Raw genomic sequence first — 26,488 nt, 5'->3', positions numbered from 1 at the left:
TACATCGGGGCCGCCGGGTTAACCGTGGCGCGCCGGTGATGTAACCGGGGGAGTGGATCGGCACGGAAGAGTTTGAGATCACAGTGATTGGGGGCTCAAACCGTGCTCGACCAGATGACCTTGTACCCGGTGGCCGACGACGTACTGTTCGCACCGGGCGGGCGCGTCGTGATTCGCACTTACGGCGTCGCCTCGGTGGCGACAGGGGAGGGTACGCCCACTCCGGTGTCCTACCGCACATGGGTCACCGGAGTGCGCGACCAGCCGCGCTACTGGCGCTGGGGGCACTTCGAGGACGCCTGCCACGGTCATCGCAAGGTCCTCGAATGGCTGACCGGCCGCGGCCCCCAGCCCGCCGCGGCCGCCGCCTGAGCAAGGCCGCCGCTTGAGGAAGACCTCCTGAGTAAGACCTCCGCTTGAGCGAGACCTCCGCTTGAGCAAGACCTTCGCGCCGTACGGCGTGACCACGCCCGGCCGGGGCGCGAGGCCCTCCGGTTCCCGTCCCCCTCCGGCCTGAGCCCCCAGGGGTCAGACGGGGGCGTTCCAGGCGAGGACCACCGGCTCGCCGTGCTCGAAGCCGAGCCGGGAGTAGGTCCCGGTGTCCAGGCGGAAGAGACGCCCGTCCCGAGGGGACAGCCCGAGCCAGCGGGCGCACAGCACCCGCAGGAAGTGACCGTGGGCGACCAGGAGCACGTCGCCCTCCACGGCTCCGGCGCGGGCGATCACCCGGTCGGCGCGGGCGCCGACCTGCTCCGCGCTCTCACCGGGATGACCGGCGTCGCCGGGGACGACGCCGTCGCGCCACAGGTACCAGCCGGGGCGGCTCTCGCGGATCGTGGCGGTGGTGACGCCCTCGTAGCCGCCGTAGTCCCACTCCCACAGGTCGGGCTCGGTCTCGTAGTCCCCGATCCCGGCCAGCTCGGCGGTCTCCCTCGCGCGACCGGCCGGGCTCACCAGGGCCAGGTCGAACGTCCGGCCCGCGACCAGCGGGGCCAGCGCCCGCGCCTGGTCCTCGCCCTTGGCGGTGAGCGGCAGGTCGGTGAGCCCGGTGTGCCGGCCGTCCCGGCTCCATTCGGTCTCGCCGTGCCGCAGCAGAGTCATCTGGTTCATGGTGTTCACCATCATGCCGGTACGGAGGTCGCCGGTCGTCGGCGGCTCATAGGCGGCGGGCATGGCACACCGCCCGGAGCACGCGATCACGGTGGGGGAGCGTGCGAAACTGGATCGGTGACGTTATCTGTGGGTCTGGTAGGCGCCGGACCGTGGGCCGAGATGGTGCACGCGCCGATGCTGGCGGCTGGTCCGAACACGCGTCTGGCGGGCGTGTGGGCCCGCCGCCCCGAGGCCGCGGCCAGGTTCGGCGCCCCGGTCTTCGAGCGGATCGAAGAGCTCTTCGACCACTGCGAGGCGGTCGCGTTCTCGGTGCCGCCCGCCGTACAGGCCGAGCTGGGGGTGCGCGCCGCCAAGGCGGGCAAGGCGCTGCTGCTGGAGAAACCGCTCGCCGCGGACCTGGACGGGGCCCGGCGGCTGGCCGAGGCCGTCGCCGAGGCGGGGGTGGCCTCGCAGATGGTCCTCACCTGGCGTTACTCGCCCGCCACCCGCGCCTTCCTGGCCAGGGTGTCGGCCATCGAGCCGTTCGGCGGGCGGGCGGCCAACATCTCCGGGGCGATGCTCGGCGGGGCCTTCGCCACCTCCTGGCGGCTGGAGCGCGGCGCGGTCCTCGACGTCGGCCCGCACATGATCGACATGCTGGACGCGGCGCTCGGCAGGGTCGTCGGGGTCCGGGCGCACGGCAACCCGCTGGGCTGGGTCGGCCTGCTGCTCGAACACGAGACCGGCGCGGTCAGCGAGGCGTCGCTGTGCATGAGCGTGCCGGGCGAGAACCCGCCCTCCGACGTCGAGATCTACGGGCGTCTCGGCAGGGAGTCCCTCGACGGCACCCGGCTGGGCTCCAACGTCTTCTCCCTCATGCTCACCGAGTTCGCGCTGACCGTACGGCGCGGCGGCGGCCACCCCCTGGACGCCGCGCACGGCCTGCGCCTCCAGGAGATCATCGCCGCCGCCGAGGAGCAGCTCGGCTGAGGAGCGGCTCGGTTGAGGGGCGGCTCAGCCAGGGAGCGGCTTCGCCGGAGAGCGCCGGGCGCCCCGGCGGCGGGAAACCGGGGACACCGGGGACATCGATGACTCCGGGGACCCTGGGGGGACGCCCGGGGAGGTTGATACCGTTCCTCTGACGCACGGCGTGAGCGAAGTCCGGTGTGAGCCCGGCGCTGTCCCGCAACTGTCATGGCCCCCGAGGGCCGAGCCAGGTCGCCTCCGCCGTGTCGACGCCGACCCTCGTGGAAAAGGGTGACCCGTCTTCGCTGGGTCCCTCGGTTCCGGCAACTGAAAGGACCTCGAGTGAGGCCCGTACACAGCGCCCTCGCCGGTGCCCTGCTCGCCGCCCTCACCCTGGCCGGGTGCGGCCAGAGTTCCCCCTCCACTTCCGCCTCCGCGACCACGGCGGCCACGCCCTCGGCGGCGGGGTTCCCCGTCACCGTCGAGGCGGGCAACGGCCCCGTCGCCGTCGCCAAGAAGCCCGAGCGGATCGTCTCGCTGTCGCCCAGCGCCACCGAGAGCCTGTTCGCGATCGGCGCCGGACCGCAGGTCGTGGCGGTGGACGACCAGTCCAACCATCCCGCCGAGGCGCCGAAGAGCGACCTGTCCGGCTTCAAGCCGAACGTGGAGGCGATCATCGCCAGGAAGCCCGACCTGGTCGTGGTCGCCAACGACGCCGACAGCGTCGTGGCCGCGCTGGGCAAGGTCGGCGTCCCCGTGCTGCTGGAGCCCGCCGCGACCAAACTCGACGAGGCCTACGACCAGATCACCGACCTCGGCGCCGCCACCGGCAACGGCGACGGGGCCGCCGAGCTCGTCGCCGGGATGAGAAAGCAGCTCGACGAGATCACCGCCGCCGCGCCGAAGGACGCGAAGCTCACCTACTACCACGAGCTGGACACCACCCCCTACTCGGCCACCTCCACCACCTTCATCGGCCAGATCTACGGGCTGTTCGGCATGACCAACATCGCCGACAAGGCGCCCGACGCGGCCGGTGGCTACCCCAAGCTGTCCGCCGAGTTCGTCGCCCAGGCCGACCCCGACCTCGTCTTCCTGGCCGACACCAAGTGCTGCGGCCAGTCCAGGGACACCCTCGCCAAGCGTCCCGGCTGGTCCAAGCTCTCCGCCGTCAAGAACGACCGGGTCGTCCCCCTCGACGACGACGTCGCCTCCCGCTGGGGGCCGCGCGTCGTCGACCTCGCCAGGCAGGTCGGCGACGCCGTCCAGAAGGCGGCGCGCTGACCGGCACCGGCGTCGGCGTGAAAGATCCCGCCGAGGCCCGGGAGGCCGGTGCCCGGGGGAGGCGGGCGGCCAGGCTGAGCCCGCTGGTGACGCTCTCGGCCGTGGGGGTGCTCCTGGCGAGCATGCTCGCCGGGCTGCTGGCCGGCGCGGCGGGCATCGCGCCGCGCGGCGTGATGCTCCAGCTGCTCGACTGGCTGCCGTTCGTCTCGGCGGACTCGGGGCTGGCCCCGGTCGAGCTGGGCCTGCTGACCGAGCTGCGGCTGCCCCGGGTCCTGCTCGCCGCGATCGTCGGCGGCCTGCTGGCCGTCGCCGGAGCCGGTTACCAGGGCGTCTTCCGCAACCCGCTCGCCGACCCCTACCTGCTGGGAGCCGCCGCGGGCGCCGGTCTGACGACCACGGCGGCGATCGTCTTCACCGGTGGCGACGTCGAGGCGATCGGCATCCCCGCCGCGGCCTTCGCCGGGGCCGTCGGCGGCGTGCTGCTCGCCTACGCGCTGGGCAGCGTGGCGGGCCGGGGCGGCGGCACCGCCACGCTGGTTCTCGCGGGCGTCGCGGTCACGTCCTTCCTCACCGCCATCCAGACGTTCCTGCAGCAGCTGCGGGTGGAGGAGCTCCAGCGCATCTACGCCTGGATCCTCGGCGACGTCGGCGGCGGCTGGGGCCAGGTCACGCTCGTCGCCCCGTACGCCGTCGTCTCGGTGACGGTCATGCTGCTTCACGGCAGGCTCCTCGACGTGCTCTCGGTCGGCGACGACGAGGCGGTCACCCTCGGCCTGAACGCCGCCCGCGTCCGCCTCGTCGTGCTGCTCGCCGCCTCCCTGGCCACCGCGGCGGCCGTCGCGGTCAGCGGGCTGATCGGCTTCGTCGGCATCGTCGTGCCGCACGTGGTCCGCCGCCTGGCCGGGGCGTCGTACCGGATCGTGCTGCCGATCTCGCTGATCGGCGGGGCCGCCTTCCTGGTCCTCGCAGACCTGATCGCCAGGACCGTGCTCGCCCCCGCCGAGCTGCCCATCGGGGTAGTCACCGCCTTCGTCGGGGCGCCGTTCTTCGTGGCCGTGCTGCGCGTGACCCGCCGGGTGGAGACGTGAGCCGCGGGGGCCCGTACAGGCGGGAGAGGCGGAGGGGAGAGCGGTGAGTCACCTCGTGGTGAGGGACCTGTCGGTCGTGCTGGACCGGCGCACGGTGCTGTCCGGCGTCGAGCTCGACGTACGGGACGGCGACTGGCTGGCCGTCATCGGCGCCAACGGCGCGGGCAAGTCCACGCTGCTGCGGGCCCTGGCCGGGGTGCTGCCCTTCGGGGGAGAGGTGCTCGTCGACGACACGCCGCTCAGGCGGCTCGGCGCCAGGGAACGGGCCAGGCTGCTGGCCTGCGCCCCGCAGTCCCCGGCGCTGCCGGCCGACATGACCGTGTTCGACTACGCCCTGCTCGGCCGCACCCCGTACATCCCCTACCTGGGCCGCGAGAGCCGTCACGACCGGGAGGTGACCGCGTCGGTGCTGGAGCGGCTGGACCTGTCGCCACTCGCCGCCCGCCCGCTCGCCCGCCTGTCCGGCGGCGAGCGCCAGCGCGTCGTGCTCGCCAGGGCGCTGGCCCAGCAGGCCCCGGTGCTCCTGCTGGACGAGCCCACCACGGCCCTCGACCTGGGACACCAGCAGCAGGTGCTGGAGCTCGTGGACCGGCTCCGCCTGGCCGACGGGCTGACCGTCGTCACGACCCTGCACGACCTGAGCCTCGCGGGTCAGTACGCCGACTCGATGATGCTGCTCTCGGGCGGCCGGGTGGCCGCCTCGGGCAGTCCGGCCGAGGTGCTGACGGGGGAGCTGATCGGCGAGCACTTCGACGCCCGCGTCCGGGTCGCGACCGGTCCCGGCGGCAGGCCGGAGGTCCACCTGGAACGTCCCGTGGAGCGTCCTTTGGAGCGTTCGTGAGCGGGTCCCCGGGTCCGGCCCGGGGCACACACGGGGCCGCGCTGAGGTTGAGCCATCGCGACGAGGACGGCGCGCGGCTGGCCTCGTTGCTGTGGGAGTTCGGGCCCGGGTGGCGGGCGATCTCCTCGGCCATGGTCGGCGGTGGCATCGGCCCGGCCGCCTGGATACTCAACGCGCAGGTGGTCGCCGGATACTCGCGGATGGATCCGGTGGACCACCTGCTGGAGATGGCCCCGCCGGGCCCCGGGGTCGGCATGCTCACCGCGGCGTCGGTCGACCACTTCACCCGGGCCCACGACGGGGGAGCGGAGGCCGTGGCGACCGTCGGCCTGCGCGTCCCCACCTGGGCCGCCGCCCCGGAGGGCGCCGCCGACCCCGAGCTGGCCCCCATGCTCCTGCCGGGAACGATCAACATCGCCGTCGCCGTACCGGTCGCCATGAGCGACGCCGCCCTCGTCAACGCGGTCATGACGGTGACCGAGGCCAAGACCCAGGCGCTGCTGGAGGCCGGTTTCCCCTGCACCGGCACCGCCTCCGACGCCGTCTGCGTGGCCGCTCCCGAGTCCGCCCCCGGAGACCCCGGGGAACTCTTCGGCGGCCCCCGCTCGACCTGGGGTGCCCGCATCGCCCGCGCGGTGCGCGCCGCCGTCCATCAGGGCGCCCACCGATGGGCAAACCGTGATATATCGCCTATTTAATGCTATTTATGGCTATTTAGGGATAAAAGGCGCGGGAAATGGCGTGTGGGCAGAGGTGGGCCGTCTCGGGCGGTATACGTTGTCGCGCCGGAGGGCCGGTCAGGATTAGACTTTGCGTAACTGTCCGCGACGGGGCGTGGGCGTGACGATAGGCCGTAAAACGGGATGGTCGAAGCGGGGTGGCGATGCCCCGCCCATGGCCTTTCACGGGTGACGACGAGAAGAAAGTCAAGCCTGCGGGTTTGGACGGTTCACGTGTTCACCCTTGTTTGCGACCCTGGTCCTATCCCCGGTAGGGAGTGGCGATGCGGCGGTTCGGTTCGGCGCTGGCGGTGTTAGGCGGGCTCTCTTTAGCGATCGCCGGGGTGGCTCCCGCCCTGGCCCACGAGCACCCCAGTGGGATCACCGACCTGGTGACCCCCGCGGTGGTCAGGATCGAGGCCACGGCGCGGGTCGACATCACCTTGCTCGACCACATCGGCGAGCTGGTGCATGTGGAGCGTTCCTACGAGGTGCCGATCGGCAGCGGCACCGGCACCGTGGTCAACCCCGACGGCGGGATGGTCACCCTCACCCGGGTGGTCAAGACCGACCGCGACGTCCGGGTCTACGCCGCCAACAAGATCTTCGCCGCGCACCACAAGGTCAAGATCCCCGAGGACTTCGAGCGGCACAAGCTCAAGGACGACCAGCTCAACCACCACCTGCAGGAGTGCTACCCGCCCAAGCAGCCCACCGCCACCTGCATCGTCGACGTCACCACCGAGATCACGGTCTTCCCCAACATCGCCCCCGCCGACAAGGAGGGGTTCAAGGCCGAGATCGTCCGTACCGGTGACAGGCCCGACAGCCCCGCGGTGCTGAGGCCGGTCGGCCGCGCCGACGGGAGCGCGGGCCTGCCCACCGCCCCGCTCGCCGCCGCGGTGCCCGCCAAGGAGGGCTCGCCGGTGGCGGTCGCGGGGTTCACCGGGCGGCCCGCCGCGAACCTGCCGGAGACCGTCGACATCGCCCACCTGCGGGCGGGCGGCGCCGGAGAGGGCGGCAGGGAGTTCAAGGACCCGCAGAACAAGGCCAACGAGCCGGAGAAGCTGGGCGCCCTGGTCGACAGGGGCCTGCTCGGCGGCCCGGTGATCGAGGACAAGAAGGGGGAGATCGTCGGCCTGCTGGTCGGCGGCGGCAAGGACGCCCGGATGATCGGCGTCCGCGAGGTCACCAAGGCCCTGGCCGAGGCGGACGTCGCGCCCGCCAGAGGCCCGATCGACGCCGCCTTCGAGCAGGCGCTGACCCGCTTCCACACCCACTACTACGGTGACGCCGTCCCCGCCTTCCAGCGCGTGCTGGAGCTCTACCCCGGCCACACCGTGGCGGCGGCGCACCTGAAGACGTCGCAGGCCAAGCGCGGCACCGCCGAGGACGAGGCCACCAAGACGGCGGCGGCCTCCACCGGCCTGCCCGGGAGCACGCCGCTGTGGCCGTTCCTCGTCGGCGGCGGCCTGCTGGTGCTGGCCGTGCTGACCACCGCGATCCTGCTCTGGCGCCGCGGGTCGCCGGAGCCCGAGCCCGATCCCGGGCCGGTCCCGGCCGCGGAGACCCGGCCCCCGGTCCCGGTCTCGCCGCCGATCCCGATCCCGGTTCCGACACCGCCGCGACCGGCCTTCGACGAGCAGGCCGACTCCACGGTCGTCGTCGGCCGCTCCTTCCCGGCGCTGCCCAAGATCTCCTCCACCGCGCCAGGACAGCCGGTGCTGGTGGCGCGCGACCCGGGTCACAGCACGGCTCCGGGGCACAACACGGCCCCGGGGGCCGGTACGGGACCGGGGGCGAAACCCGGAGACACGGTGGTGCAGAAATACTGCACGGGTTGCGGGATGCGGCTGGGCCCGGCCCACAGCTTCTGCGGCTACTGCGGCCAGCCGACCAAGACGTGATGTCCGTGAACGACAGGGCGCTGATCGGCCGGGAGATGGCCGGATACCAGATCGAGGACATCATCGGCAAGGGCGGCATGGCCGTCGTCTACCTCGCGATCGACCCCAGGCTCAACCGCCGGGTGGCACTGAAGATCCTCAACCCGCTGCTCGGCGAGGACGACCGGTTCCGCCAGCGCTTCGTGCTGGAGTCGCGCACGGTCGCGAGCATCGACCACCCCAACATCATCCCGATCTACGAGGCCGACACCGCCGACGACGGCACCCTCTACATCGCGATGCGCTACGTCGACGGCCCCGACCTGCGCAAGCTCTTCTACGACCGGGGCCCGATGCCGGTCAGTCAGGTCAGCCGGATCTTCGCCCAGGTGGCCGCCGCGCTCGACACGGCGCACGCCCACGACCTGGTCCACCGCGACGTCAAGCCCGCCAACATCCTGATCGCCGGTCACACCGAGGGCGACCACGCCTACCTCACCGACTTCGGCATCACCAAGCACCGCACCTCGATCTCCGGGCTGACCCAGACCAACCAGTTCATCGGCACCCCCCGCTACATGTCGCCCGAGCAGATCAACAAGGAGCACATCGACGGCCGCTGCGACCAGTACGGCCTGGCCTGCGTGGTATACGAGGCCCTGTCCGGGCGGCTGCCCTTCCAGCGCGACAACGAGATCGCCCTGCTCTGGGCGCACCTCGCCGAGACGCCCACGCCGCTCACCACGCTCCGCCCCGAGCTGCCGCTCGAGGTCGACGGCGTGATGATGCGGGCCCTGGCCAAGTCGCCCGAGCAGCGCTACGACACCTGCGGCCAGTTCATCGCCGACCTGCGTGACGCGATCAGCGGCGCCGGGCAGCCGTACCCGCTCGCGCAGGCCCCCCGGTCACCGGCAACGGCACCGGCGGCGTCCGAGACGACCGAGGTGTCCGGGAAGCGGAAGGGGCCGAGGAAGCCCTCGTCGGGGAAGGGCATCCTCATCGGCGCGGCCGTGGCGATCACGGCGATCGTCGCACTGGTGGCGGTGCTCGCGACGTTCCTGCGCGGCGGCGACAGCTGGACGGCGTACGGAGGCTCCCCCGCGGTGCCGGTCGCCTTCCAGTACCCCGAGGGCTGGACCCTGCAGCCGCACGCCGACGTGTTCGTGGCGGCCTCGCCGAAGGTGGAGCAGTTCCGCGCGCTGTTCGCCACCCCCGTCACCGCCGACTGGGCCGCGGCGAACGAGATCATCAAGGACGCCCCGCAGGACGCCACCGGCTTCTACGCGCAGACCCTCGACACCCTCGACCCGCTCAGCGCGGCCAAGCAGCTGCAGGAGACCCTGCAGTCCTCGCTTCCCGGAACGGTGAGCGTCTTCTCCCAGGTCGTCCAGGTGAGCGTGGGCGGGCGCAACGCCTCGCGCCTGCAGGGGACGATCGCCGACCCGCAGCGCGGCGGGCAGCTGGAGTTCACCGGCTGGGTCGTCGAGCGGCAGGACGAGCCCGCTCTCCTGATCTACTTCTGCGCCTCCGGCAGGTGTGACGACGCGGTCGCCAACCGGTTCGTGCGGAGTGTCTCGTTCCCGACCTTCTGATCCGTTGACTTGTGTCCCACTTGTGAGCGGCTTGTCCGGGCGTTTTGTCCTATGGGCAAGACGGTCACCAGGCTTTAGTCTCCCCGCATGGCGGTTCTCCCATCCCTCTGGCACCGGCGCGCACGGGTCTCTTCGGTACCCTCGTCCGCCCCCGGAACGAGGTGCCCGGCCGCCTGCCAAGGAGGAGAAGTGAACATCCGCGTCGTGATCGCCGACGACCAGGCGATGGTCCGTGCCGGGCTGAAGCTCGTCGTGGAGAGCGAGCCGGGACTGGAGGTGGTCGGTGAGGCCCCCGACGGGATCGAGGCCCTCGCCGTGGCCCGCCGTACCAGGCCCGACATCGTGCTGATGGACATCTCGATGCCGAGGATGGACGGCCTCACCGCCGCCAGGCAGCTGCTGGGCCAGCCGGACCCGCCGAAGGTCGTGATGCTGACGACCTTCGACACCGACGAGAACCTCTACGCCGCGCTCCGCGCCGGGACCAGCGGGTTCCTGCTCAAGGTCTCGCCGCCCGAGCAGCTCGTGGAGGCCATCCGCGTCGTCGTCGCCGGGGACGCCCTGCTCGACCCGGCCGTCACCACCCGCGTCATCGCCTCCTTCGCCGGACGCCACGACCCCGCGCCCCCGCCGCAGCTGGCCGACCTCACCCCGCGCGAGCTGGAGGTGCTGCGCTCCCTGGCGCGCGGCCTCACCAACGCCGAGATCGCGGGGAAGCTCTTCGTCGGGGAGGCCACGGTCAAGACCCACGTGGCGCGGGTGCTGATGAAGCTTCACCTGCGCGACCGGGCTCAGGCGGTGGTGTTCGCGTACGAGTCGGGCGTGGTCCGGCCGGGGGCGGCCGTCGGGTAGTACGCGACCCACTCCTCGCGGCTCATCCGGAGCATCCTCACCCCGACCCAGCCGATCGCGCCCGCCGTCGCCGCCCAGAACGGCACCGTCACGGGCCCGTACTCGGTCACCATCGAGCCGACGGAGGAGAGCACCGCGACGAGTGGCACCGCCCAGTGCGTGAACCCGGCCCGCCAGACGCCGACCAGCAGGACCGGCAGGCCGAAGATCGCGAAGAACACCCACGGCATCTGGAAGCCGAGGACGACGCCGGGCAGGTCCAGCATCTCGCCGAGGATCCTCTCGCTCTCCGCGAGGGTGTGGTGCCGCCCGAGCCACCACTCCACCGGGTCGATCATCAGCAGGGCCGACGTGTTGACGTAGCCGAGGACGGTCAGGGGGCCCGCGAGGTGCCCGAAGACCACGGCGCGGCGGCGCATCACGTGCAGCAGGCCGAAGACCGACAGGGCCGCCAGCAGGTAGGACCAGTGGTACAGCACCGACTGCACCTGGGTCAGCGCGGGGTTGACGCCGTAGCTGACCGCCTCGCGCTCGTCGCCCCAGGTGCCGGGATCGACGACGACGGCGGCGAGCTGGAGCAGCGGGGCGACGATCAGTAACGCTCCGGAGGTGACGCGCCGGAAGTCGGCGGAGTCCTTGACCATGTGGGGGTTTCCTTACCTGTGCGCCCGCACGCCCGTGCGCCCGAGCGGGACTGTCGCCAGGAAGGTAAGCCGCCGATCCGCCCCGGGTCGTCCACCCCCGGGGTGACCCGCCGTCCCCCGCGCGGGGTAACCGCCGCGTTCTGCGCGGCGCCGGGGCTCACCCCGGGCACTCGCCCAGCGCGGCACGTGTCTGGGACGGTGACATGGGCGGGACGGGAAGGGGACGGGCCGCCTCGGCGCGCAGGCCGTCGAGGGTGAGGGCGAGGTGCCGCCGCCAGACGCCGGGGGCGACGCGGAACGTCGCGCGTACGGTCGCCGCGACCCCCCAGATCACGAACGCCATGTCGTCGAGCGCGACGTCCTCCCGCAGGGCGCCCGACTCCTGGGCGCGCTCGACGATCCGCCGCATCAGCGCGTACCCCGTGCCGGTGTCGGGCGTGGCGCCGCGTACGGCGAGGTCGTTGTAGCCGAGGTCGGTGGCCTGCAGCTCGCACACGCCGGTGATGAACGTGACGAACCCCTCCCAGGCGTCGTCCGTCGCGAGCGCGCGCGCGGCCAGGTCCTCGACCGTCGCCACCCGGTCCTCGAACACCGCCGCCACCAGCTCGGCGCGGGTGGGGAAACGGTTGTACAGCGTCCCGATGCTCACTCCCGCGGTACGGGCGATCTCTTCGAGCGGCACGTCGAGGCCCCGGTCGGCGAAGAGCCGCCTGGCCGCCAGGAGGAGGCGCTCGCGGTTGTGGAGGGCGTCCTTGCGCATACCGGGAATCCTCGCGTAAGTTGAGGCCGATCTCAACTTGAGGAGGCCCTCACCTTATGCGGCGGACCATAGTGATCACCGGCGGTACGAGCGGCATCGGCAAGGCTCTCGCCCGGCATTACGCGGAACGGGGCGACCTGGTCGTCGCCGTGGGCAGCGGCGAGGCGGGGGGCCGGAGCCTGCGCCGGGACGTGCCCGGGGCGCGCTTCGTCCGGGCCGACCTCAGCTCCGTCCGCCAGACCCGCGACCTGGTCGGGCGGCTCCGCGACGAGCACCCGGTGATCGACGCGCTGGTGCTCGGCGCCTTCAGGTACAACCTGGCGAGAGTCGAGACCGAGGAGGGGTTCGAGCACACCTTCGCCCTCTACGTGATCAGCCGCTGGCTGATGACCGAGGGGCTGCGCGACTCCCTGGAGCGGGCACCGGCACCCGTGATCGTCGACCTGTGCGGCGTCGGGAGCGTCCGCGCGGGAGGGATCCGCTGGGACGACCCGCAGCTGACCAGGGGCTACCGGGCCTTCACCGCGACGATGCGGGGCGCCAGGGCCAGGGAGCTGCTGGCCTCGGTCCACGCCGCCGGGCGGACGCGTTACGTGCTCTACAACCCGCTCTTCGTGGCGACCGGGCTGTTCGAACCCTTCCGGCAGCCGATGCGTGGTCTCGTACGGGTGATGTCCGCGCTGTTCGCCCAGCCGGTGGCGAAGGCCGTGCCGCCGATCGCCGCGCTCGTCGACCGGCCCCCGGCCGGACCGCTCACCGCCTACCGCGGGGGCAGGCCCATCGCGCTCACCGTCGACCGCGACGAGGCGCTGAGGTTCGAGAGGACCGTCCGCGAGATGGTGTCACCGCTGTCCGGATGACCGGCGACGCGCCGGGGCAGGCCCCGCGTCCCGGGACCTGCCGGCCGGACGCGCGCTCAGCCCGCGCCGGGGACGATGGCGGTCTTCTCCTTGAAGTCGTAGCCGTTCTTCAGGGCGTTCTGCCGCAGGCTGTCGAAGGAATTCTTGCTGGCGTCGAGATCGGCCTGGGTGGCGGTGCCGCTCTTCAGCTTGCTGGTCAGGTTGCTGAAGCTGTCGGTGACCGTTTTGACGCCCTTGCACAGGCTCGGATTGGCCAGGGCGAAGCGCCTGGCGACCCTCAGCTCGTGAACGGTGAAAAGACCGGCCGCGGCGGCCTTCGCGAAGGTCCGCTTCCGCTTCTCCGCTCCGGCCTTGAAGCCACCGCTCCGCAGCGGTTTGTAGATGTAGCGGTAGAAAGCCCCCAGTGCGAGACCCGCGTGCAGTGCGAAGCGGGTCTTGGCGAACCTCTTGGTGTTGGCGCCGACCGGGCACTCCTCCGCGGTGTACTCCAGGTCCTCACCCGCCAGCGCCGGGAGGTCCGCGGCGGGCGGGGCGCCCGCGGGCGGAACGGCCGCGGACGTCGTGGCCACGGCGGCTTCGGGCTTCATGGCGGTCGACCTGTCGCCGCCGCAGCCGCCGAGCAGTGTCACGGCCAGCAGTACCGCTGCCGGGGCGGCAACGGATCGGGCACTCCGTACAGGCATCTTCCCCCCTGAAGGACGTTCACAGTAACTTTGTGACTTTCGTCCTCTTCGTACCCTTTGTGGTTGGTTCGACACGTTCTGTGAGACGGGTGTCTTCCGGCGGACCCGTGGGAGTGCGGGGGTGCCGGAGTGTCCGGCGGCCGTGAGGTCCGGCGGGAACGGGGTCGCGGGGGCGCGTGCCCGCCGGATGGGCCGTCGTTCCGGGGCTCGCGGGCAGATGTCTTGATCCCGAGTAATCGGCTGTTTACTTATGGTCGTTTTGGACGCGGAAAAACAGGGTGCAAATTCACCTTCTTCGACTAGGGTCGCCAATGCCCTTATGTCGCCTTTAATGCGGACATCGCCCCACTTGGCGCTCCGTAGGTGGTATATGCGGCATCCCCTCGTACGAAAGGCCGACAGGTGCGGTTCCGTCTTGCCCCCATCGCGGTGGCTGCCGTTTTTTCCCTCCCATTCATTTCGCTTTCATCTCCCGTACAGGCTCAGGTCAAGCCGTGCCACGGCACCGGCACGGACAGCGCGGTCCAGACCCCTGTCGTGATCGACCGTTCGGCGGCGTGCCCGGGTACCGGGGCCGCGCTCGCCATCCACTACCCGAACAGTGTCGACGGGACGCTCCTCTTCCAGGACAAGGCCCCGCTGGACGAGGCGAGCGAGCACGACGACGTCAGGTTCATCATCGGCACCGGCGGCACCCAGCCGTACATCACCTACGGTGGCCAGCGGTACAACCTGAACAACGTGCACTTCCACGGGCACGCCGAGCACAAGTTCGCCGGTCAGCCCTTCGCTCCGCTTGAGGCGCACTTCGTCCACGAGCGGGCGACCGGGCCCAAGGGCTACGTGGTCTTCTCGGTCCTCGTCGACGCGAAGGCCTTCCAGGGTCAGTCCCAGCACGACCGCCTGATCAAGTCGCCCCCCGCGCTCGGCGAGTCCAAGAGCGTCCACGGCGTCGACCTCAAGGCCATGCTGCCCGACAACCGCGCCACCTACCGCTACACCGGCTCCCTCACGACGCCGGACGAGACCGGCACCTACTTCCAGCCGGTCAACTGGGTCGTCTTCAACCAGCACGCGAAGGCGCACCAGAACAACATCCAGTCGTACCGGTCGCTGTGGGGCCCGGAGGGCAACCACCGGGAGCTCCAGGAGAACGCCACGGAGCCCAACTTCTACTCGTACCACTAACACCCTGCCGTTCCGGGTCCGCCCGGTTCGGTGATCGTGACGACCACGCCGGCCGAGGCACGCCTCGGCCGGCGCGGTCGTTTCACGAGCTTGGCGGGGCGCGTACGAGAGGGTGAGGGGTTATTCGCCGGACCGGTCGGGCCGACGGCGGCCGACGAACTCACCGGCCCCGCGCGGCGGCACCCCGCGATCCGCGGGAAGCCCGTCCCGGACGAAGCGTGCGCGTCCGGCCGCGTCCTCCAGCAGCAGCACCCCGGGCTCGGCGTGGCAGGAGATGTACGCGTCGCTCACGACGCTCTCCGGATGGCTTCCGCGATCTCGTCCACCCGCCGGTCGAAGACCGGGTCGGAGACGCCGCGCAGGTCGCTGTAGAAGCGGATCTTGATGAACTCCGGCAGCTCCACGTCCTCCACGAGGACCGGGATGAGCAACTGCCCGTCGTACATGGACCGCTGGAGCAGCACGTAGTACTCGTTCGTCACCGGGCCGCTCGCCATCGACGCGGGACTGAAGACGAGCAGCCCGTGCGCCGACTTCCTGATCGCCTCCTCCACGTCGTGGAAGATGATCGAACCCGGCCGGACGACCACCCTGTCGTAGGCCACCCGGATGCCGCGCCGCTCCAGCCGTCCGGCTAGGTCGGTGACGATGTCGGCGTCGTCGTGCGAAGTCGTCGTGCGAATAGGAGACGAACACGTCGTAGGTCGTCGTGCCACCGCTTCCGGGAGAGGGCGCCGGGGAAACAGGAGTGCGGGAGGCGCGCTTTCCTGAAGCTTTCTTTCCCGTGGAAATCCAGGCGAAGTAGGCGCCCGCGATGCCCGCCACGGTACCGACAACGGCGACCGCCAGCTCCGCGATATCCATGTGATCAGGTTAGGGCGCGAAGCGTTTCCACGGCCGGAAGTGGCGGTAAATGGTCAACTATCCGTAAACGAGAGAACACGCGTGGGGGTCACGTGAGCGAACCGGCGGTGGAGACGTACGACGTCTTCATCGTGCACGCCCAGGCCGACCTGGAATGGGCGAGGCAGGTTCTGGCGCGGCTGTCGGAGGACGGGTTCCGGGCGGCGCTGGAGGACTACCTGCCCGGCGACATCGTCGTGCGCAGGATCGAGGACCTGATCCGGGCCTCGAAGAACTGCGTCTTCGTCCACAGCCGGGCGATCGAGGGCGACCTGGAGGGGGAGCTGCGGGTCATTCTCGACTCGGTCGAGGAGGCGCGGCGGCACACGGGGGCGCACGTGCGGATCCTCAACGAGGGCACCCTCGACGCGATCGAGCGGGCGCTCAAGGAGGAGCGCTTCCACGTCCTGCACGTCTCCTGCCACGCGGGACCGGACGCGCTGCTGCTGGAGGACGAGCGCGGCGGGGTCGACCGGGTGACGGCCGCCCGGCTGGCCGGGGCCATCCCCCGGAATCGCGGGGTCCCGCCGGTCGTACTCTCCGGCTGCTCCACCGCCCTCGACGCCCACCGCCCGCTTTCCCGTACGGACGACGCCGAGGCGGTGCTCACCGGGCTGGCGCGCGGGCTGTCGGCGGCCGGGGTCCCGGCCGTGCTGGCGATGACCGCGCCGGTGACCGACCGGTACGCGACCCTGCTCAGCGGCGCCCTCTACCGCGAGCTGGCCGTACGACCCCAGCCCGACGTGCTGACCGCGCTGTCCGAGGCCCGCCGGGACCTGGAGGAGAAGCGCGGGAAGGCCGACGACCGGGACGCGGGCCTGGTCGAATGGGCCACCCCGGCACTGTTCCTGCGCGGCCCGTCCCTGCCGCTCTACGACGTGAACGACGGCGTGGACGCGACCCTGAGACCGCCGAGGGCCGTCTCCCTGGATCCCGGCGTGGTCGTCAGGGCCGTCGGGGACTTCGTCGGCCGCCGTACGTTGGGATTGCTGGCGCCGGGTGAGGGGTCGGGTGGCTCCGGTGGGGAGCGGTTGTTCGTGGTGCATCGGTGGACGGCGGGCACGTTGGCCGGGTTGGGGGTGGCGTCGGTGGCCGGGGTGGGGCGGGCGCACGCGGCGGCGGCCAGGTTCTGGCATTGGCGGGTGCGGATCCGGCCGCAGAGTGCGTGGCAGGACCTGGCGGACATGCTGGAGGCGCGCTTCCACTGGCATGCCGCGGGTGATCCACAGCAGTGACGGACTGGGTATGCGAGCGGTTGCACACCTGGGGGGCGTGGGGTTGGGAGGAGCGGCTGTGTCGCGAGTCGTTGTCGTGGGTCGCGGCCGGTAGTCAGGAACAGGCCACCTACCTGCACCAGCTCGGGATGATCGCCCAGGAGCGGGGCGAGTATGAGCGGGCGCTGGAGTACTACCACCAGGCCCTCACCATCAACGAAGAACTCGGCAACCAGGTGAACATGGCCAGCGGCTACTACCAGCTCGGCAGAATCGCCCAGGAGCGCGGGGAGTATGAGCGGGCGCTGGAGCACTACCGCCGATCCCTCACCATCAGCGAGGAGCTCGGCGACCGCGCGGGCATGGCCAGCGGCTACGGACAGATCGGTGCGCTGTACACCGGGACGGGCAGAGCCGCCGAGGCCGTGGCCTTCACCGTGCGCGGTCTGCTCATCCGCGCCGAACTCCAGAAACCCGAGATCAGGATCAACCTGTTCTGGCTCGGGCGGCAGCGCGAAGCCCTCGGGGAGACCGAGTTCCGGCGCCTTCTCGCCGAACACCTGAGCGTCGAGGACGTCGAGACCGTCATCGGCTGGCTCGGCCAGCCCGACGCCTGACCCCCTCCCCGCGGCCCGCCCCCTCCCGTGGGGCCCCAATCTTTAACATCCTCGACACGTAAGAGATGCGTCAAAACGGGCATGGGTTGTGTATATTTTCCGTTAATCAATCTCACCCGAAGGAGGATTTATCGTGACGGCGTTCCCGCGCGTACTGTTCGACGAGGCACACAGCGAGTCGTGGACCATCCGGCGGGATGTGGCCGAGACGATGAATCCCGGGCACCCCGACGACAGCAGCTACGCCCGCGCGGCCGGGCTGCTGCGCCGGTTGGGGCACTCGGTGGAGGCGCACGTCGAGGGCCCGCTCACCCCGGGGCTGCTGAGCGCGCGTGACGTGCTGGTGATCGCGCACCCCTCCGGCGACCGCTGGGAGCACACCACCGGGCTGGGCAGCCCGGTCCTCCCCGTCGAGGAGCTCGACGCGATCGAGGAGTACGTCGGAAACGGCGGCGGGCTGGTCGTGCTGGCCGAGTACGAGCAGGAGAAGTACGGCAGCAACCTCACCGAGCTGCTCGCGCGCTTCGGCGTGGGCGTCGAGCACACCCTCGTCCGGGACCCCGGGAACGCCCACAACGGCGTGGCCTCCTGGGTCCTGGGCACCCCCAGGAACTCCCGGGAGGAGAGCGGCCAGGACCTGCTCGCCGGGGCCCGCCGCGCCTGCTTCTACCGGTCGGGCGTGCTCACCGCCCCCGGCCACGCGACCGTCCTGTTCGGCACCTCGCCCACCGCGACCCCCGCGAACCGCCCGCTGGCGGTGGCCCTGCGGTACGGCGAGGGCCGCGTCGTGGTGATCGCCGACTCCGACCTGTTCGGTGACGACTCGATCGGCGACTACGACCACGCCACGCTCTGGGGCAACCTCGTCACCTGGGCCGCCCGCGTCCCGGCCCCGGCCGCCGGGATCACCGGGGAGTCCGGGGCCCGCGCCGAGTTCCAGGGGCTCAAGGACGCCGTCGAGGCGCTCAGGCCGCTGCAGGCCAAGGACGGCTCGATCCCGGAGGAGAACGACCGGGAGCGGGCCGCCGGGCTGGTCTCCGAGATCGCCGGGCACGTCGAACGGCTCGCGCCGCGCTTCCCGCACGACGCCGCCTACCTGGCCGCCGTCGTCGCCGACCTCCGCAAGTGGGCCGACCAGGGGCTGGGCGTCCCCGACTTCCTCGACGCGCTCGACGCCTTCCACCCCGACACCCAGCGGGTGGACGGCCTGGAGCACCTGGTCGTCTTCCCGATGTACACCCAGAACGGCACCACCTTCCGCCACATCGAGGCCGTGTGGATCCGCACGATCTGGCCTGACTGGCTGGCCGAGCTGGAGCGGACCCGCTACGACAACCCGATGTTCGTGCCGATCGCCTTCGAGGACTTCACCTCCGGCTACGACACCAACTCCGCGGTGCTCTTCCCCGAGACCGTCGCGGTCCGCGAGACCCCGGCCCGCTTCACCTGGGGCGGGATCTTCGCCGACCGGGAGGCCGCCAGGTTCCGCGCGGTGAGCGGGGCCGCCGCGACCACGCTGAAGCTGGCGCTGCCGCCGGACGCGGCCAGGCTGGTCGCCTCGCAGGAGCTGGCCCAGGACACCTTCGTGCTCTGGGACCTGATCCACGACCGCACCCACAGCCACGGCGACCTGCCGTTCGACCCGTTCATGATCAAGCAGCGCATGCCGTACTGGCTCTACTCCCTGGAGGAGCTCCGCTGCGACCTGACCGCGTTCGGCGAGGCCGTGAAGCTGGAGCGCGAGGGCGTGCCGCACGCCCGCTACGTCCAGCTGGCGATCCTGTTCGACCGGCTGTTCCGCTTCCCGATCACCGGTGACCGGGTCCGCAACTACGACGGCCTGGGCGGGCAGCTGCTCTTCTCGTACCTGCACCGCAACGACGTCGTCCGGTGGACCGACAACCGGCTGAGCGTCGACTGGGAGCGGCTCGCCGGGGGCGTCGCGGACCTGCGGGGCGAGATCGAGAAGCTCTACCGGGACGGCATCGACCGCTCCAAGCTCGCCCACTGGATCGCCGCCCACCAGCTGGTCGCCGCCTACGTCGAGCCGAACCCCGCCTCGGTCTGGGCACGCGGGGTCGGAGCCCTGCCCGTCGAGGGGTTCCCCAGGGCCGTGGTGGACGCGGTGCTGCCCGACGAGTTCCCCCTGAGCATGTTCTACGAGGCCCTGCGCCGTAAGCTCGGCGATGTCGTCGACTCCACGAAGGGCATCCGAGCATGATCATCCTCGTCACCGGTGCCGGCGGTCCCGCGGGCCGGGCCGTCGTCCGCAAACTCACCGGCCAGGGCCACACGGTGATCGGCGTCGACAAGAGCGGCGCCGAGGGGTCCCTGCCGGTCGACCTGCTCGACACCGACGCCGTCGCGAGGCTCGCGGCGGACGTACGGGCCGAGCACGGCAGGGTGGACGGGATCGTGCACCTGGTCGGCGGCTGGCGCGGGTCCAAGACCTTCGCCGAGACGTCGCTGGACGACTGGGCCCTCCTGCACGACCTGCTGATCCGTACCCTCCAGCACGTCACGCTCGCCTTCGAGCCGCTGCTCAGGGCGAGTGAGCGCGGCCGGTTCGCCATCGTCTCGGCGAAGGCGGCCGAGCGCCCCACCCAGGGCAACGCGGCGTACGGCACGGCCAAGGCCGCCTCCGAGGCGTGGACCCTGGCCTTCGCCGACGCCCTGGAGGGCACCGCCTCCACCGCGAACATCCTGGTCGTCAAGGCGCTCGTGCACGAGGGCATGCGCGCGGCGAGCCCCGAGCGGACGTTCCCCGGCTTCACTGACGTCGACGACCTCGCCGAGGCGATCGACGGCCTGTGGAAGACCGACGCCAACGGCACCCGGATCGACCTCACCGCCACAAAGGGGGACAGCGCGTGACGGACGCCATCCGCAGGCACGACCCGCTGGTGAAGGGTTTCGCCAGCGACAACTACGCCGGGGTCCACCCGGAGATCCTCCAGGCGATCGCGCTCGCCAACGGGGGCCACCAGACCTCGTACGGCGACGACGTCTACACCGCCGCGCTCCAGGAGGTCTTCAGGAAGCACTTCGGCCCCGCCGCGGAGGCGTGGCCGATGTTCAACGGCACCGGGGCCAACGTGGTCGCGCTCCGCTCGATGACCGCCCACTGGGAGGCGGTGGTCTGCGCGGAGTCGGCGCACATCCACACCGACGAGGGCGGCGCCCCCGAGCGGTCGGCGGGACTCAAGCTGCTGCCGGTCGCCACCCCGGACGGCAAGCTCACGCCCGAACTGGTCGACAGGCAGGCGTGGGGCTTCGGCGACGAGCACCGGGCACAGCCCAAGGTGGTGTCGATCACGCAGACCACCGAGCTGGGCACGCTCTACACGCCGGAGGAGATCGGGGCGATCTGCGAGCACGCCCACGATCTCGGCATGGTCGTCCATCTCGACGGCGCCCGCGCGACCAACGCCGCCGCCGCGCTGGACGTGCCGCTGCGCGCGTTCACCACCGACGTGGGCGTGGACGTGCTGTCCTTCGGCGGCACCAAGGCCGGTCTGATGTTCGGCGAGGCCGTCGTGGTGCTCAATCCCGGCGCCGTGCGCGGCCTGCGCTACCTGCGCAAGAGCGCCATGCAGCTCGCCTCCAAGATGCGGTTCGTCTCGGTGCAGTTCGAGGCGCTGCTCGCGGGCGACCTGTGGCTGCGCAACGCCCGCCACGCCAACGCCATGGCCCTGCGGCTCGCCGACGCCGTACGGGACGTGCCCGGGGTGGAGATCCCGCGCCCGGTGCAGGCCAACGCGGTCTTCGCGATCCTGCCCCGGGACGTGACCGAGCGCCTGCAGAAGCGCTTCCGGTTCTACACCTGGAACGAGGCCACCGGGGAGGTCCGCTGGATGACCGCGTTCGACACCACCGAGGCCGACGTGGACGCCTTCGCCGCCGCCGTGGCACAGGAGACGCACTCACCGGTGTGAACGAGTACGTCCGGGCCTGGACGCCCTCGCCGTGCGCGGGGGTCGCGCTCACCGGTGTGAGCGAGCACGTCCGGGCCTGGACATCGATGGCCGGGCGTGGGTGCCTTCGTGAGCGAGTACGGCCCCCGGCGTGGACGCCTTCGCCGTGCGCGGGGGTCGCGCTCATCGGTGTGAGCGAGTACGGCCGGGCCCGGAACACCGATGGCCCGGCGCCGGGACCCGGCCTCAGTTCTTGTGACCCGTCTCGTGCTCGTACGCGGTCAGCTGCTGTTCGAGGGCCTTCATCAGCTCGAAGACCTGGCTCGGGGGGATGCGGATCCGGCTGACGATCCGGGTCGGCACGCTCACGAAGTGCTGCCCCGAGGAGGGGTCGTTGGCCAGCTGGGGCGGTCTGGTGATCACCGCGAAGTCCAGGACGAACCCATCCTGGGTGTGCCACACAGAGGCGAAGTTGGCGTACTGCCCCATTTCCACCTCGGCGGAGATGCTCACCTCCAGGCGGTTCTCCGGCTCGTCGTTCACCATTCTCTTTCCTCCGGCCAGGTTGGCTCCATGCTGCCCTGGCCGGGAACCGGCCACACAGGGACGCGCCGACGCTATTAAAGGATGGAAGGCAGCCGCTGGGCGCCACGCTGCCGCAACATCTCGGTCATCAACTCGATCTCGCCCGTCTGACCGTCGACGATGTGCTGTGCCATGGTGGCCACCTCTTCACGGTCGGACAGTTTCAGCAGACCCCTGCCCATCTGCACGCCGCCCTCGTGATGGCGGATCATGAGCTGGAGGAAGAGGATCTCCTGGTCCTTTCCTGTGGCCTCGCGGAGCTTTTTGAGCTCGTCCTCACTTGCCATACCGGGCATCGTGGCGGGTGCGCCCGGCGTTACAGCGTGACCGCCGCCGTGACCGGCCATCCACGCCATGGAGGGGCGCTCGCTCGACTGGTTGAGGCCCCACTGCTGGAGCCAGCCCGTGAACATGCCGCGCTGGGCCGTCTGCGTGACGATGATGTCGTAGGCCAGCCGCCGGAGCGCGTCGTCCTGGCTACCGTCCCTGGCGATGAAGGCCATCTCGACGGCCTGCGCGTGGTGAACGGACATGTCGCGGGCGAAACCCGCCTCCGCCGAGGCGTCCGTCGGAGTGGCCGTCCTCCCCGTCACCAGCAGCAACACGACCGCCGTGACCAGGCAGCCGAGCAGCACGCCGACCACCACGCCACGTCTGGACTTCGCGCCATCTTTAACCGGGGTTTCCATTACCACCCCAGAGTACCCACTGTCGGGAATCGTCGCTGTATCACGCGTTGTCATCCCCTTATTCTCCACATACGCCGGTAGGGCATAGGGTGACCCGAAGTTGTTTGCCGGCTGGAGGGTTGATGACCAAGGAAAAGGCGCAGGCGAGGCGTGAGCACCTCACCCGTATGCGTGAGGAGCAGAAGAGCAAGGAGCGCAGGGCCGCGTTCCTGATGTGGGGTGCCGGAGGTGCCGTCGTCGTTCTGCTGGTCGCGGTCGTCGCCTACTACCTGGTCACCGAGCGGGCCGCGACCTCGCTGGACAGCGTCGCCACCGCGAAGTACACCGGTAGCCAGCACACGCAGACCAAGGTGACGTACAAGGAGACACCGCCGATGGGCGGTGAGCACAACCCGGCCTGGCAGAACTGCGGCATCTACGACCAGCCGATCAACAACGAGAACGCCGTCCACGCCATGGAGCACGGCGCCGTGTGGATCACCTACCAGCCGGACCTCCCCAAGGCGGAGGTGGACAAGCTGAGGGAACTGGCCACCAAGGACTACATGCTCCTGAGCCCGTACCCGGGTCTGCCCTCCAAGGTCGTGGCCAGCTCCTGGAACAACCAGCTCAAGCTGGACAGCGCGACCGACGGGCGCCTGGCCAGGTTCATCACCAAGTACAAGAACGGCCCGGGTACCCCCGAGCTCGGCGCGCCCTGCAGCGGAGGCGTGGGCACCACCACCGCCGAGGCGCCCATCCCGGCGACCGCGCCCAGCCAGAACCCGTCGACCGCCCCCAGCGGCACTCCGGCCACCGACGCTCCCGCCACTGACGCCCCGGCCACCGACGCCCCGGCTCCCAGTGGCACCCCGGCGCCCTGACCGGGGCCGGTGCCGGTGACGCCGTCCTGACGAGGCGTCCCGGCCGCTAGACCCGCAGGATACGTTCCAGGGGCACCGCCTCCAGCCCGTGAGCCTCGGCCACGGGCTGGTTGGTCAGGTGCCCCTCGTGCGTGTTCAGGCCCAGGGCCAGCGCCGGGTCGCTCCGCAGGGCCTCCCGCCAGCCCAGGTGGGCGATCGCGAGCGCGTAGGGGACGGTCACGTTGGTCAGCGCGTACGTCGAGGTGTGCGGGACCGCGCCCGGCATGTTGGCCACGCAGTAGAACACCGAGTCGTGGACCCGGTACGTCGGGTCGGCGTGCGTGGTGGGCCGGGAGTCCTCGAAGCAGCCGCCCTGGTCGATGGAGATGTCCACCAGGACCGACCCCGGCTTCATCCGCGAGACCAGCCCGTTGTCGATCAGCTTGGGCGCCCGCGCGCCCGGTATCAGCACCGCGCCGATGACCAGGTCCGCGTTCAGCACCGCCCGCTCGATCTCGTACGTGGAGGAGGCGATGGTCTTGCAGTGGCCCTTGTAGATCATGTCCGCCTGGCGGAGCCTGTCGATGTTGCGGTCCAGCAGCAGCACCTCAGCCTGCATGCCGAGCGCGATGACCGCGGCGTTCATGCCGGAGACCCCGGCGCCGATCACGACCACGTTGGCCGGGTGCACCCCCGACACCCCGCCCATCAGCACGCCGCGCCCGCCCCCCGGACGCATCAGGTGGTACGCCCCCACCTGGGGGGCGAGCCGCCCGGCCACCTCCGACATGGGGGCCAGCAACGGCAGGAAGCCGCTCGGGTTCTGCACGGTCTCGTAGGCGATGCCGGTGACCCCGGCCTCCAGCATGGCCCGGGTGCACGCCTGGGAGGCGGCCAGATGCAGGTAGGTGAAGAGCACCTGGCCCTTGCGCATCCGGTGGTACTCCTCGGGGACCGGCTCCTTGACCTTCAGGACCAGCTCGCCCGCGCCCCACGCGTCGTCGGCCGAGTCCACGATGGTCGCGCCGACGCCCTGGAAGTCGGCGTCGGGAATGGAAGACCCCGCCCCGGCGTCTTTCTCGACGAAGACCTCGTGGCCGTTCCGGACGAACTCGTGAGCCCCGGCGGGTGTCAGCGCCACACGATATTCGTGGTTCTTGACCTCGCGGGGAACGGAGATTTTCACGGCTCCTCCAGGGTGGGCGCGTGTCCTCTTCTTCACTGTGCGTTCCCCGAAAGAGCGTCATCACGCACAAGGCGGCAGGAATGGGGTCGGAGTTGATGACATTCCGTCAGCGGACGCCTACGTTCGGCCCTCCGGGAGCCGTCGTGACGTGCGGGGTTACCGGCTCCCCGCGCCGATCGGTAGGCTCGCCGCGAACAGCTGCGAGGAATACGGGGATATGACGATGGGGATGCACGCGGGGCAGGGTGGGCCGCCCGTACCGCAGGGACCTCCAGCCGGACCTGACGACCCCTCTGACGCGTCGCGGTCCTCGTCCGGCTCCTATGACGCCTTCACCGCGCCGGGGCGCTCAGGCGCCTCGCCCGGACGCCACGCCCGCGGTCCCGGAACGCCGGACGACGACTCTCCCGGTGGTTCGGGTGGTTTGAGCGGTTCTGGTGGTCCTGCCGATCTCGGCGAACCCGGTCGCGGCGGCCGGGATTTCGACGGCCCCGGCGGTTCCGGTTTCGACGCCTTCGGTGGTCCCGGCCCTGGTCCCGGTTTCGACGCTTTCGGTGGTCCTGGTCCGGGTGGTTCCGGGTTTGACGCGTTCGGTGGTTCCGGCCCTGGTTCCGGTGGTTCCGGCTTTGACGCTTTCGGCGGTCCCGGCCGTGGTGACCGGGGTTTCGGTGGCCCAGGCCCCGGCTCCGGTGCCGGTTCCGACCTCGGTTCCAGCCCCAATCCCGGTCCCGGCGGTCCGGGTTTCGATGCCTTTGGCGGCCCCGGCCGGGCTCCCGGTGGTTCTGACTTCGATGCCTTTGGCAATAAGCGTTCAGATTTCAATGCCTTTGGTGCTGGTGGTGTGCGGCCCGGTGATCCCGGCTCCGACGACCTGGGCCCCGGCGGTACGAGGTTCGGCGACCCGGGGCCGACCCGCCCGGATTTCGGGGGCCCAATTCCCGGGGGACCCGGCGGCCCGGCCGTTCCCGAGGGGCTCGACGTCCCGCCCCCCGCCGGGGGACAGGAGCCCCCCGGCGGGAGCCCCGCCGAGCCGGGGGAGGGCGCGCCCGGGACCAAGCCGGGGAGCGGCAAGCCCAAGGCCGGCAGGAGGCGGGCCGGAGGGTCGCCGGACGGGACGCCCAGGGCGAGCCGCGTCACCACCGCGATCCTGGTGACCACGCTGGTCGTCGTCGTGCTGATCACTGGCGTGCTCGGCACCATCGCGGTACTCATGACCCGCAACCCCGACATGCCGCTCGGGGCCACGCCCCCCAGGCGGCTGGCGATTCCCATCCACTTCGCCCCGGTGACCGAGGCGAAGCCCGGAGCCTGCACGGTCCCTGAGACCTACCCCGACGACCTCGGGCAGAACTGCTACTCGGTCGCCGCCGGGGTCAACGTGAACGCCGTACGGAAGATCGAGGCGGTCCAGGAGAAGAGCGGCGCCTACTCGGTCAGGATCGCGTTCGCGCCCGCCTTCCGCGAGCAGATCAACGACCTGACCGCGGACGCGGTCAACGAGGACGACCCGGTCAGACAGCAGATCGCGATCGTCGTGGGACAGAAGGTGGTGGCGGCCCCCAGGGTCGCCCAGGCGATCACCGACGACAGCCTGAGCATCGCCGGTTCCTTCACCAAGGACCAGGCGGACGCGATGGTCGTCAAGCTGCTCGGCTCCGGCGGCGCCGTCGTCCCGCAGCCGACGGACGGCACGCAGCCGAGCGCGTCGGTCTTCACCCCTCCGGCAGACCCGGGCGCGACCCCTCCGGCCACCCAGCCGACGACCCCTCCGGCGAACAACCAGCCCGTGACCCCTCCGGCGAGCCAGCCGGTGACCCCTCCGGCCACCACCGGCAACCCGGTCGTCACGAACACCGCGGGGACCGGGGCCGACCCGAACCGCCAGGCGAACACCACCGGCGAGGGCACCGACCGCAGGTTCCCCACCTGCAAGGCCGCGAGGGAGAACGGATACGGCCCCTACACCCGGGGCACCCACGAGGAGTACCAGTGGTACATCGACGGGGACAAGGACGGCGTCGCCTGCGAGCTGGGCGACGCCGGATAACCAGGCCGACTCCCGGCCGCCCCCCGGCTGACGCGG

Annotated in this window: 27 protein-coding genes; 18 read left to right on the top strand and 9 right to left on the bottom strand. The window is 71.1% G+C overall.

Features of this window, described 5'->3' with window-relative positions:
* The first annotated feature begins 129 nt into the window (after positions 1-129).
* Positions 130-372: a hypothetical protein gene (locus tag ACW9TB_RS09405; protein WP_472747538.1), complete on the top strand. Its 243-nt coding sequence runs from the start codon at positions 130-132 to the stop codon at positions 370-372.
* A gap of 156 nt (positions 373-528) precedes the next feature.
* Here ACW9TB_RS09405 and ACW9TB_RS09400 read toward each other — a convergent pair whose 3' ends face one another.
* Complete coding sequence (locus tag ACW9TB_RS09400; RefSeq protein ID WP_472747597.1) at positions 529-1,110, bottom strand: histidine phosphatase family protein; 582 nt, start codon at positions 1,108-1,110, stop codon at positions 529-531.
* 117 nt (positions 1,111-1,227) lie between these two features.
* On the opposite strand from ACW9TB_RS09400, the gene ACW9TB_RS09395 reads away from it, so the two are divergent.
* The 8 genes from ACW9TB_RS09395 to ACW9TB_RS09360 all read left to right on the top strand — a co-directional run bounded on the left by ACW9TB_RS09395 (position 1,228) and on the right by ACW9TB_RS09360 (position 10,320).
* A complete protein-coding gene (locus ACW9TB_RS09395) occupies positions 1,228-2,082 on the top strand; it encodes a Gfo/Idh/MocA family protein (protein WP_472747537.1) in 855 nt (284 codons plus the stop codon).
* 318 nt (positions 2,083-2,400) lie between these two features.
* Positions 2,401-3,342 carry an ABC transporter substrate-binding protein gene (locus tag ACW9TB_RS09390; protein WP_472747536.1) on the top strand — a complete coding sequence of 314 codons (942 nt, stop codon included), beginning with the start codon at positions 2,401-2,403 and terminating at the stop codon, positions 3,340-3,342.
* A 74-nt stretch (positions 3,343-3,416) separates the two neighbouring features.
* A complete protein-coding gene (locus ACW9TB_RS09385; RefSeq protein ID WP_472747596.1) occupies positions 3,417-4,430 on the top strand; it encodes a FecCD family ABC transporter permease in 1,014 nt (337 codons plus the stop codon).
* A gap of 43 nt (positions 4,431-4,473) precedes the next feature.
* Positions 4,474-5,271, top strand: a complete 798-nt coding sequence (locus tag ACW9TB_RS09380; protein WP_472747535.1) for an ABC transporter ATP-binding protein — start codon at positions 4,474-4,476, stop codon at positions 5,269-5,271.
* Positions 5,268-5,969: an adenosylcobinamide amidohydrolase gene (locus ACW9TB_RS09375; protein WP_472747534.1), complete on the top strand. Its 702-nt coding sequence runs from the start codon at positions 5,268-5,270 to the stop codon at positions 5,967-5,969. Before ACW9TB_RS09380 ends, ACW9TB_RS09375 begins: the two co-directional genes overlap by 4 nt.
* Positions 5,970-6,274: 305 nt before the next feature.
* Positions 6,275-7,897: a hypothetical protein gene (locus ACW9TB_RS09370; protein WP_472747533.1), complete on the top strand. Its 1,623-nt coding sequence runs from the start codon at positions 6,275-6,277 to the stop codon at positions 7,895-7,897.
* Positions 7,897-9,468 (top strand): serine/threonine protein kinase, encoded by a 1,572-nt coding sequence (locus ACW9TB_RS09365; RefSeq protein WP_472747532.1) that lies wholly within the window; start codon positions 7,897-7,899, stop codon positions 9,466-9,468. The genes ACW9TB_RS09370 and ACW9TB_RS09365 overlap by 1 nt, the downstream gene beginning before the upstream one ends.
* Before the next feature lie 189 nt (positions 9,469-9,657).
* Positions 9,658-10,320, top strand: coding sequence for a response regulator (locus ACW9TB_RS09360; RefSeq protein ID WP_386268462.1), 663 nt, complete (start codon positions 9,658-9,660; stop codon positions 10,318-10,320).
* Here ACW9TB_RS09360 and ACW9TB_RS09355 read toward each other — a convergent pair.
* Together ACW9TB_RS09355 and ACW9TB_RS09350 are read right to left on the bottom strand one after the other, a co-directional pair.
* On the bottom strand, positions 10,260-10,964 hold the full coding sequence (locus ACW9TB_RS09355; protein ID WP_472747531.1) for a hypothetical protein: 705 nt from the start codon (positions 10,962-10,964) through the stop codon (positions 10,260-10,262). The genes ACW9TB_RS09360 and ACW9TB_RS09355 overlap by 61 nt on opposite strands.
* 157 nt (positions 10,965-11,121) lie before the next feature.
* The gene (locus ACW9TB_RS09350) at positions 11,122-11,724 is read right to left on the bottom strand and encodes a TetR/AcrR family transcriptional regulator (protein ID WP_472747530.1); all 603 of its coding nucleotides are present in this window, start codon (positions 11,722-11,724) and stop codon (positions 11,122-11,124) included.
* 56 nt (positions 11,725-11,780) lie between these two features.
* Here ACW9TB_RS09350 and ACW9TB_RS09345 point away from each other — a divergent pair, with 56 nt between their 5' ends.
* Positions 11,781-12,584 (top strand): SDR family NAD(P)-dependent oxidoreductase, encoded by an 804-nt coding sequence (locus ACW9TB_RS09345; RefSeq protein ID WP_472747529.1) that lies wholly within the window; start codon positions 11,781-11,783, stop codon positions 12,582-12,584.
* Between the two features lie 56 nt (positions 12,585-12,640).
* On the opposite strand, the gene ACW9TB_RS09340 is transcribed toward ACW9TB_RS09345, so the two are convergent.
* Positions 12,641-13,267, bottom strand: coding sequence for a hypothetical protein (locus tag ACW9TB_RS09340; protein WP_472747528.1), 627 nt, complete (start codon positions 13,265-13,267; stop codon positions 12,641-12,643).
* Between the two features lie 537 nt (positions 13,268-13,804).
* On the opposite strand from ACW9TB_RS09340, the gene ACW9TB_RS09335 reads away from it, so the two are divergent.
* Entirely contained in the window at positions 13,805-14,455 is a 651-nt protein-coding gene (locus ACW9TB_RS09335; RefSeq protein ID WP_472747527.1) for a carbonic anhydrase family protein, read from the top strand.
* Between the two features lie 120 nt (positions 14,456-14,575).
* On the opposite strand, the gene ACW9TB_RS09330 is transcribed toward ACW9TB_RS09335, so the two are convergent.
* Positions 14,576-14,746 (bottom strand): hypothetical protein, encoded by a 171-nt coding sequence (locus ACW9TB_RS09330; protein ID WP_472747526.1) that lies wholly within the window; start codon positions 14,744-14,746, stop codon positions 14,576-14,578.
* Positions 14,743-15,171: a toll/interleukin-1 receptor domain-containing protein gene (locus ACW9TB_RS09325; RefSeq protein ID WP_472747525.1), complete on the bottom strand. Its 429-nt coding sequence runs from the start codon at positions 15,169-15,171 to the stop codon at positions 14,743-14,745. The genes ACW9TB_RS09330 and ACW9TB_RS09325 overlap by 4 nt, the downstream gene beginning before the upstream one ends.
* A 240-nt stretch (positions 15,172-15,411) precedes the next feature.
* Here ACW9TB_RS09325 and ACW9TB_RS09320 point away from each other — a divergent pair, with 240 nt between their 5' ends.
* The 5 genes from ACW9TB_RS09320 to ACW9TB_RS09300 all read left to right on the top strand — a co-directional run bounded on the left by ACW9TB_RS09320 (position 15,412) and on the right by ACW9TB_RS09300 (position 21,124).
* Positions 15,412-16,593 carry a CHAT domain-containing protein gene (locus ACW9TB_RS09320; protein ID WP_472747524.1) on the top strand — a complete coding sequence of 394 codons (1,182 nt, stop codon included), beginning with the start codon at positions 15,412-15,414 and terminating at the stop codon, positions 16,591-16,593.
* The gene (locus ACW9TB_RS09315) at positions 16,590-17,189 is read left to right on the top strand and encodes a tetratricopeptide repeat protein (protein WP_472747523.1); all 600 of its coding nucleotides are present in this window, start codon (positions 16,590-16,592) and stop codon (positions 17,187-17,189) included. The genes ACW9TB_RS09320 and ACW9TB_RS09315 overlap by 4 nt, the downstream gene beginning before the upstream one ends.
* Before the next feature lie 133 nt (positions 17,190-17,322).
* Positions 17,323-19,410: a DUF6421 family protein gene (locus tag ACW9TB_RS09310; RefSeq protein ID WP_472747522.1), complete on the top strand. Its 2,088-nt coding sequence runs from the start codon at positions 17,323-17,325 to the stop codon at positions 19,408-19,410.
* Positions 19,407-20,063: an SDR family NAD(P)-dependent oxidoreductase gene (locus ACW9TB_RS09305; RefSeq protein WP_472747521.1), complete on the top strand. Its 657-nt coding sequence runs from the start codon at positions 19,407-19,409 to the stop codon at positions 20,061-20,063. The genes ACW9TB_RS09310 and ACW9TB_RS09305 overlap by 4 nt, the downstream gene beginning before the upstream one ends.
* The gene (locus tag ACW9TB_RS09300) at positions 20,060-21,124 is read left to right on the top strand and encodes a threonine aldolase family protein (RefSeq protein ID WP_472747520.1); all 1,065 of its coding nucleotides are present in this window, start codon (positions 20,060-20,062) and stop codon (positions 21,122-21,124) included. Before ACW9TB_RS09305 ends, ACW9TB_RS09300 begins: the two co-directional genes overlap by 4 nt.
* Before the next feature lie 225 nt (positions 21,125-21,349).
* On the opposite strand, the gene ACW9TB_RS09295 is transcribed toward ACW9TB_RS09300, so the two are convergent.
* Positions 21,350-21,649 carry a DUF3467 domain-containing protein gene (locus tag ACW9TB_RS09295; RefSeq protein ID WP_329092600.1) on the bottom strand — a complete coding sequence of 100 codons (300 nt, stop codon included), beginning with the start codon at positions 21,647-21,649 and terminating at the stop codon, positions 21,350-21,352.
* 74 nt (positions 21,650-21,723) lie between these two features.
* On the bottom strand, positions 21,724-22,377 hold the full coding sequence (locus ACW9TB_RS09290; protein ID WP_472747519.1) for a DUF305 domain-containing protein: 654 nt from the start codon (positions 22,375-22,377) through the stop codon (positions 21,724-21,726).
* 122 nt (positions 22,378-22,499) lie between these two features.
* Here ACW9TB_RS09290 and ACW9TB_RS09285 point away from each other — a divergent pair, with 122 nt between their 5' ends.
* Complete coding sequence (locus tag ACW9TB_RS09285; RefSeq protein ID WP_472747518.1) at positions 22,500-23,240, top strand: DUF3105 domain-containing protein; 741 nt, start codon at positions 22,500-22,502, stop codon at positions 23,238-23,240.
* Between the two features lie 46 nt (positions 23,241-23,286).
* On the opposite strand, the gene ald is transcribed toward ACW9TB_RS09285, so the two are convergent.
* On the bottom strand, positions 23,287-24,405 hold the full coding sequence (ald, locus tag ACW9TB_RS09280) for an alanine dehydrogenase (RefSeq protein WP_472747517.1): 1,119 nt from the start codon (positions 24,403-24,405) through the stop codon (positions 23,287-23,289).
* Positions 24,406-25,246: 841 nt separating this feature from the next.
* Here ald and ACW9TB_RS09275 point away from each other — a divergent pair.
* Complete coding sequence (locus ACW9TB_RS09275) at positions 25,247-26,452, top strand: excalibur calcium-binding domain-containing protein (RefSeq protein WP_472747516.1); 1,206 nt, start codon at positions 25,247-25,249, stop codon at positions 26,450-26,452.
* Positions 26,453-26,488 lie beyond the last annotated feature (36 nt).

It is taken from the genome of Streptosporangium sp. H13245 (assembly GCF_055690525.1).
The sequence above is the reverse complement of the archived record's forward strand: the minus strand, read 5'-3'. Positions and strand labels throughout refer to the sequence as shown.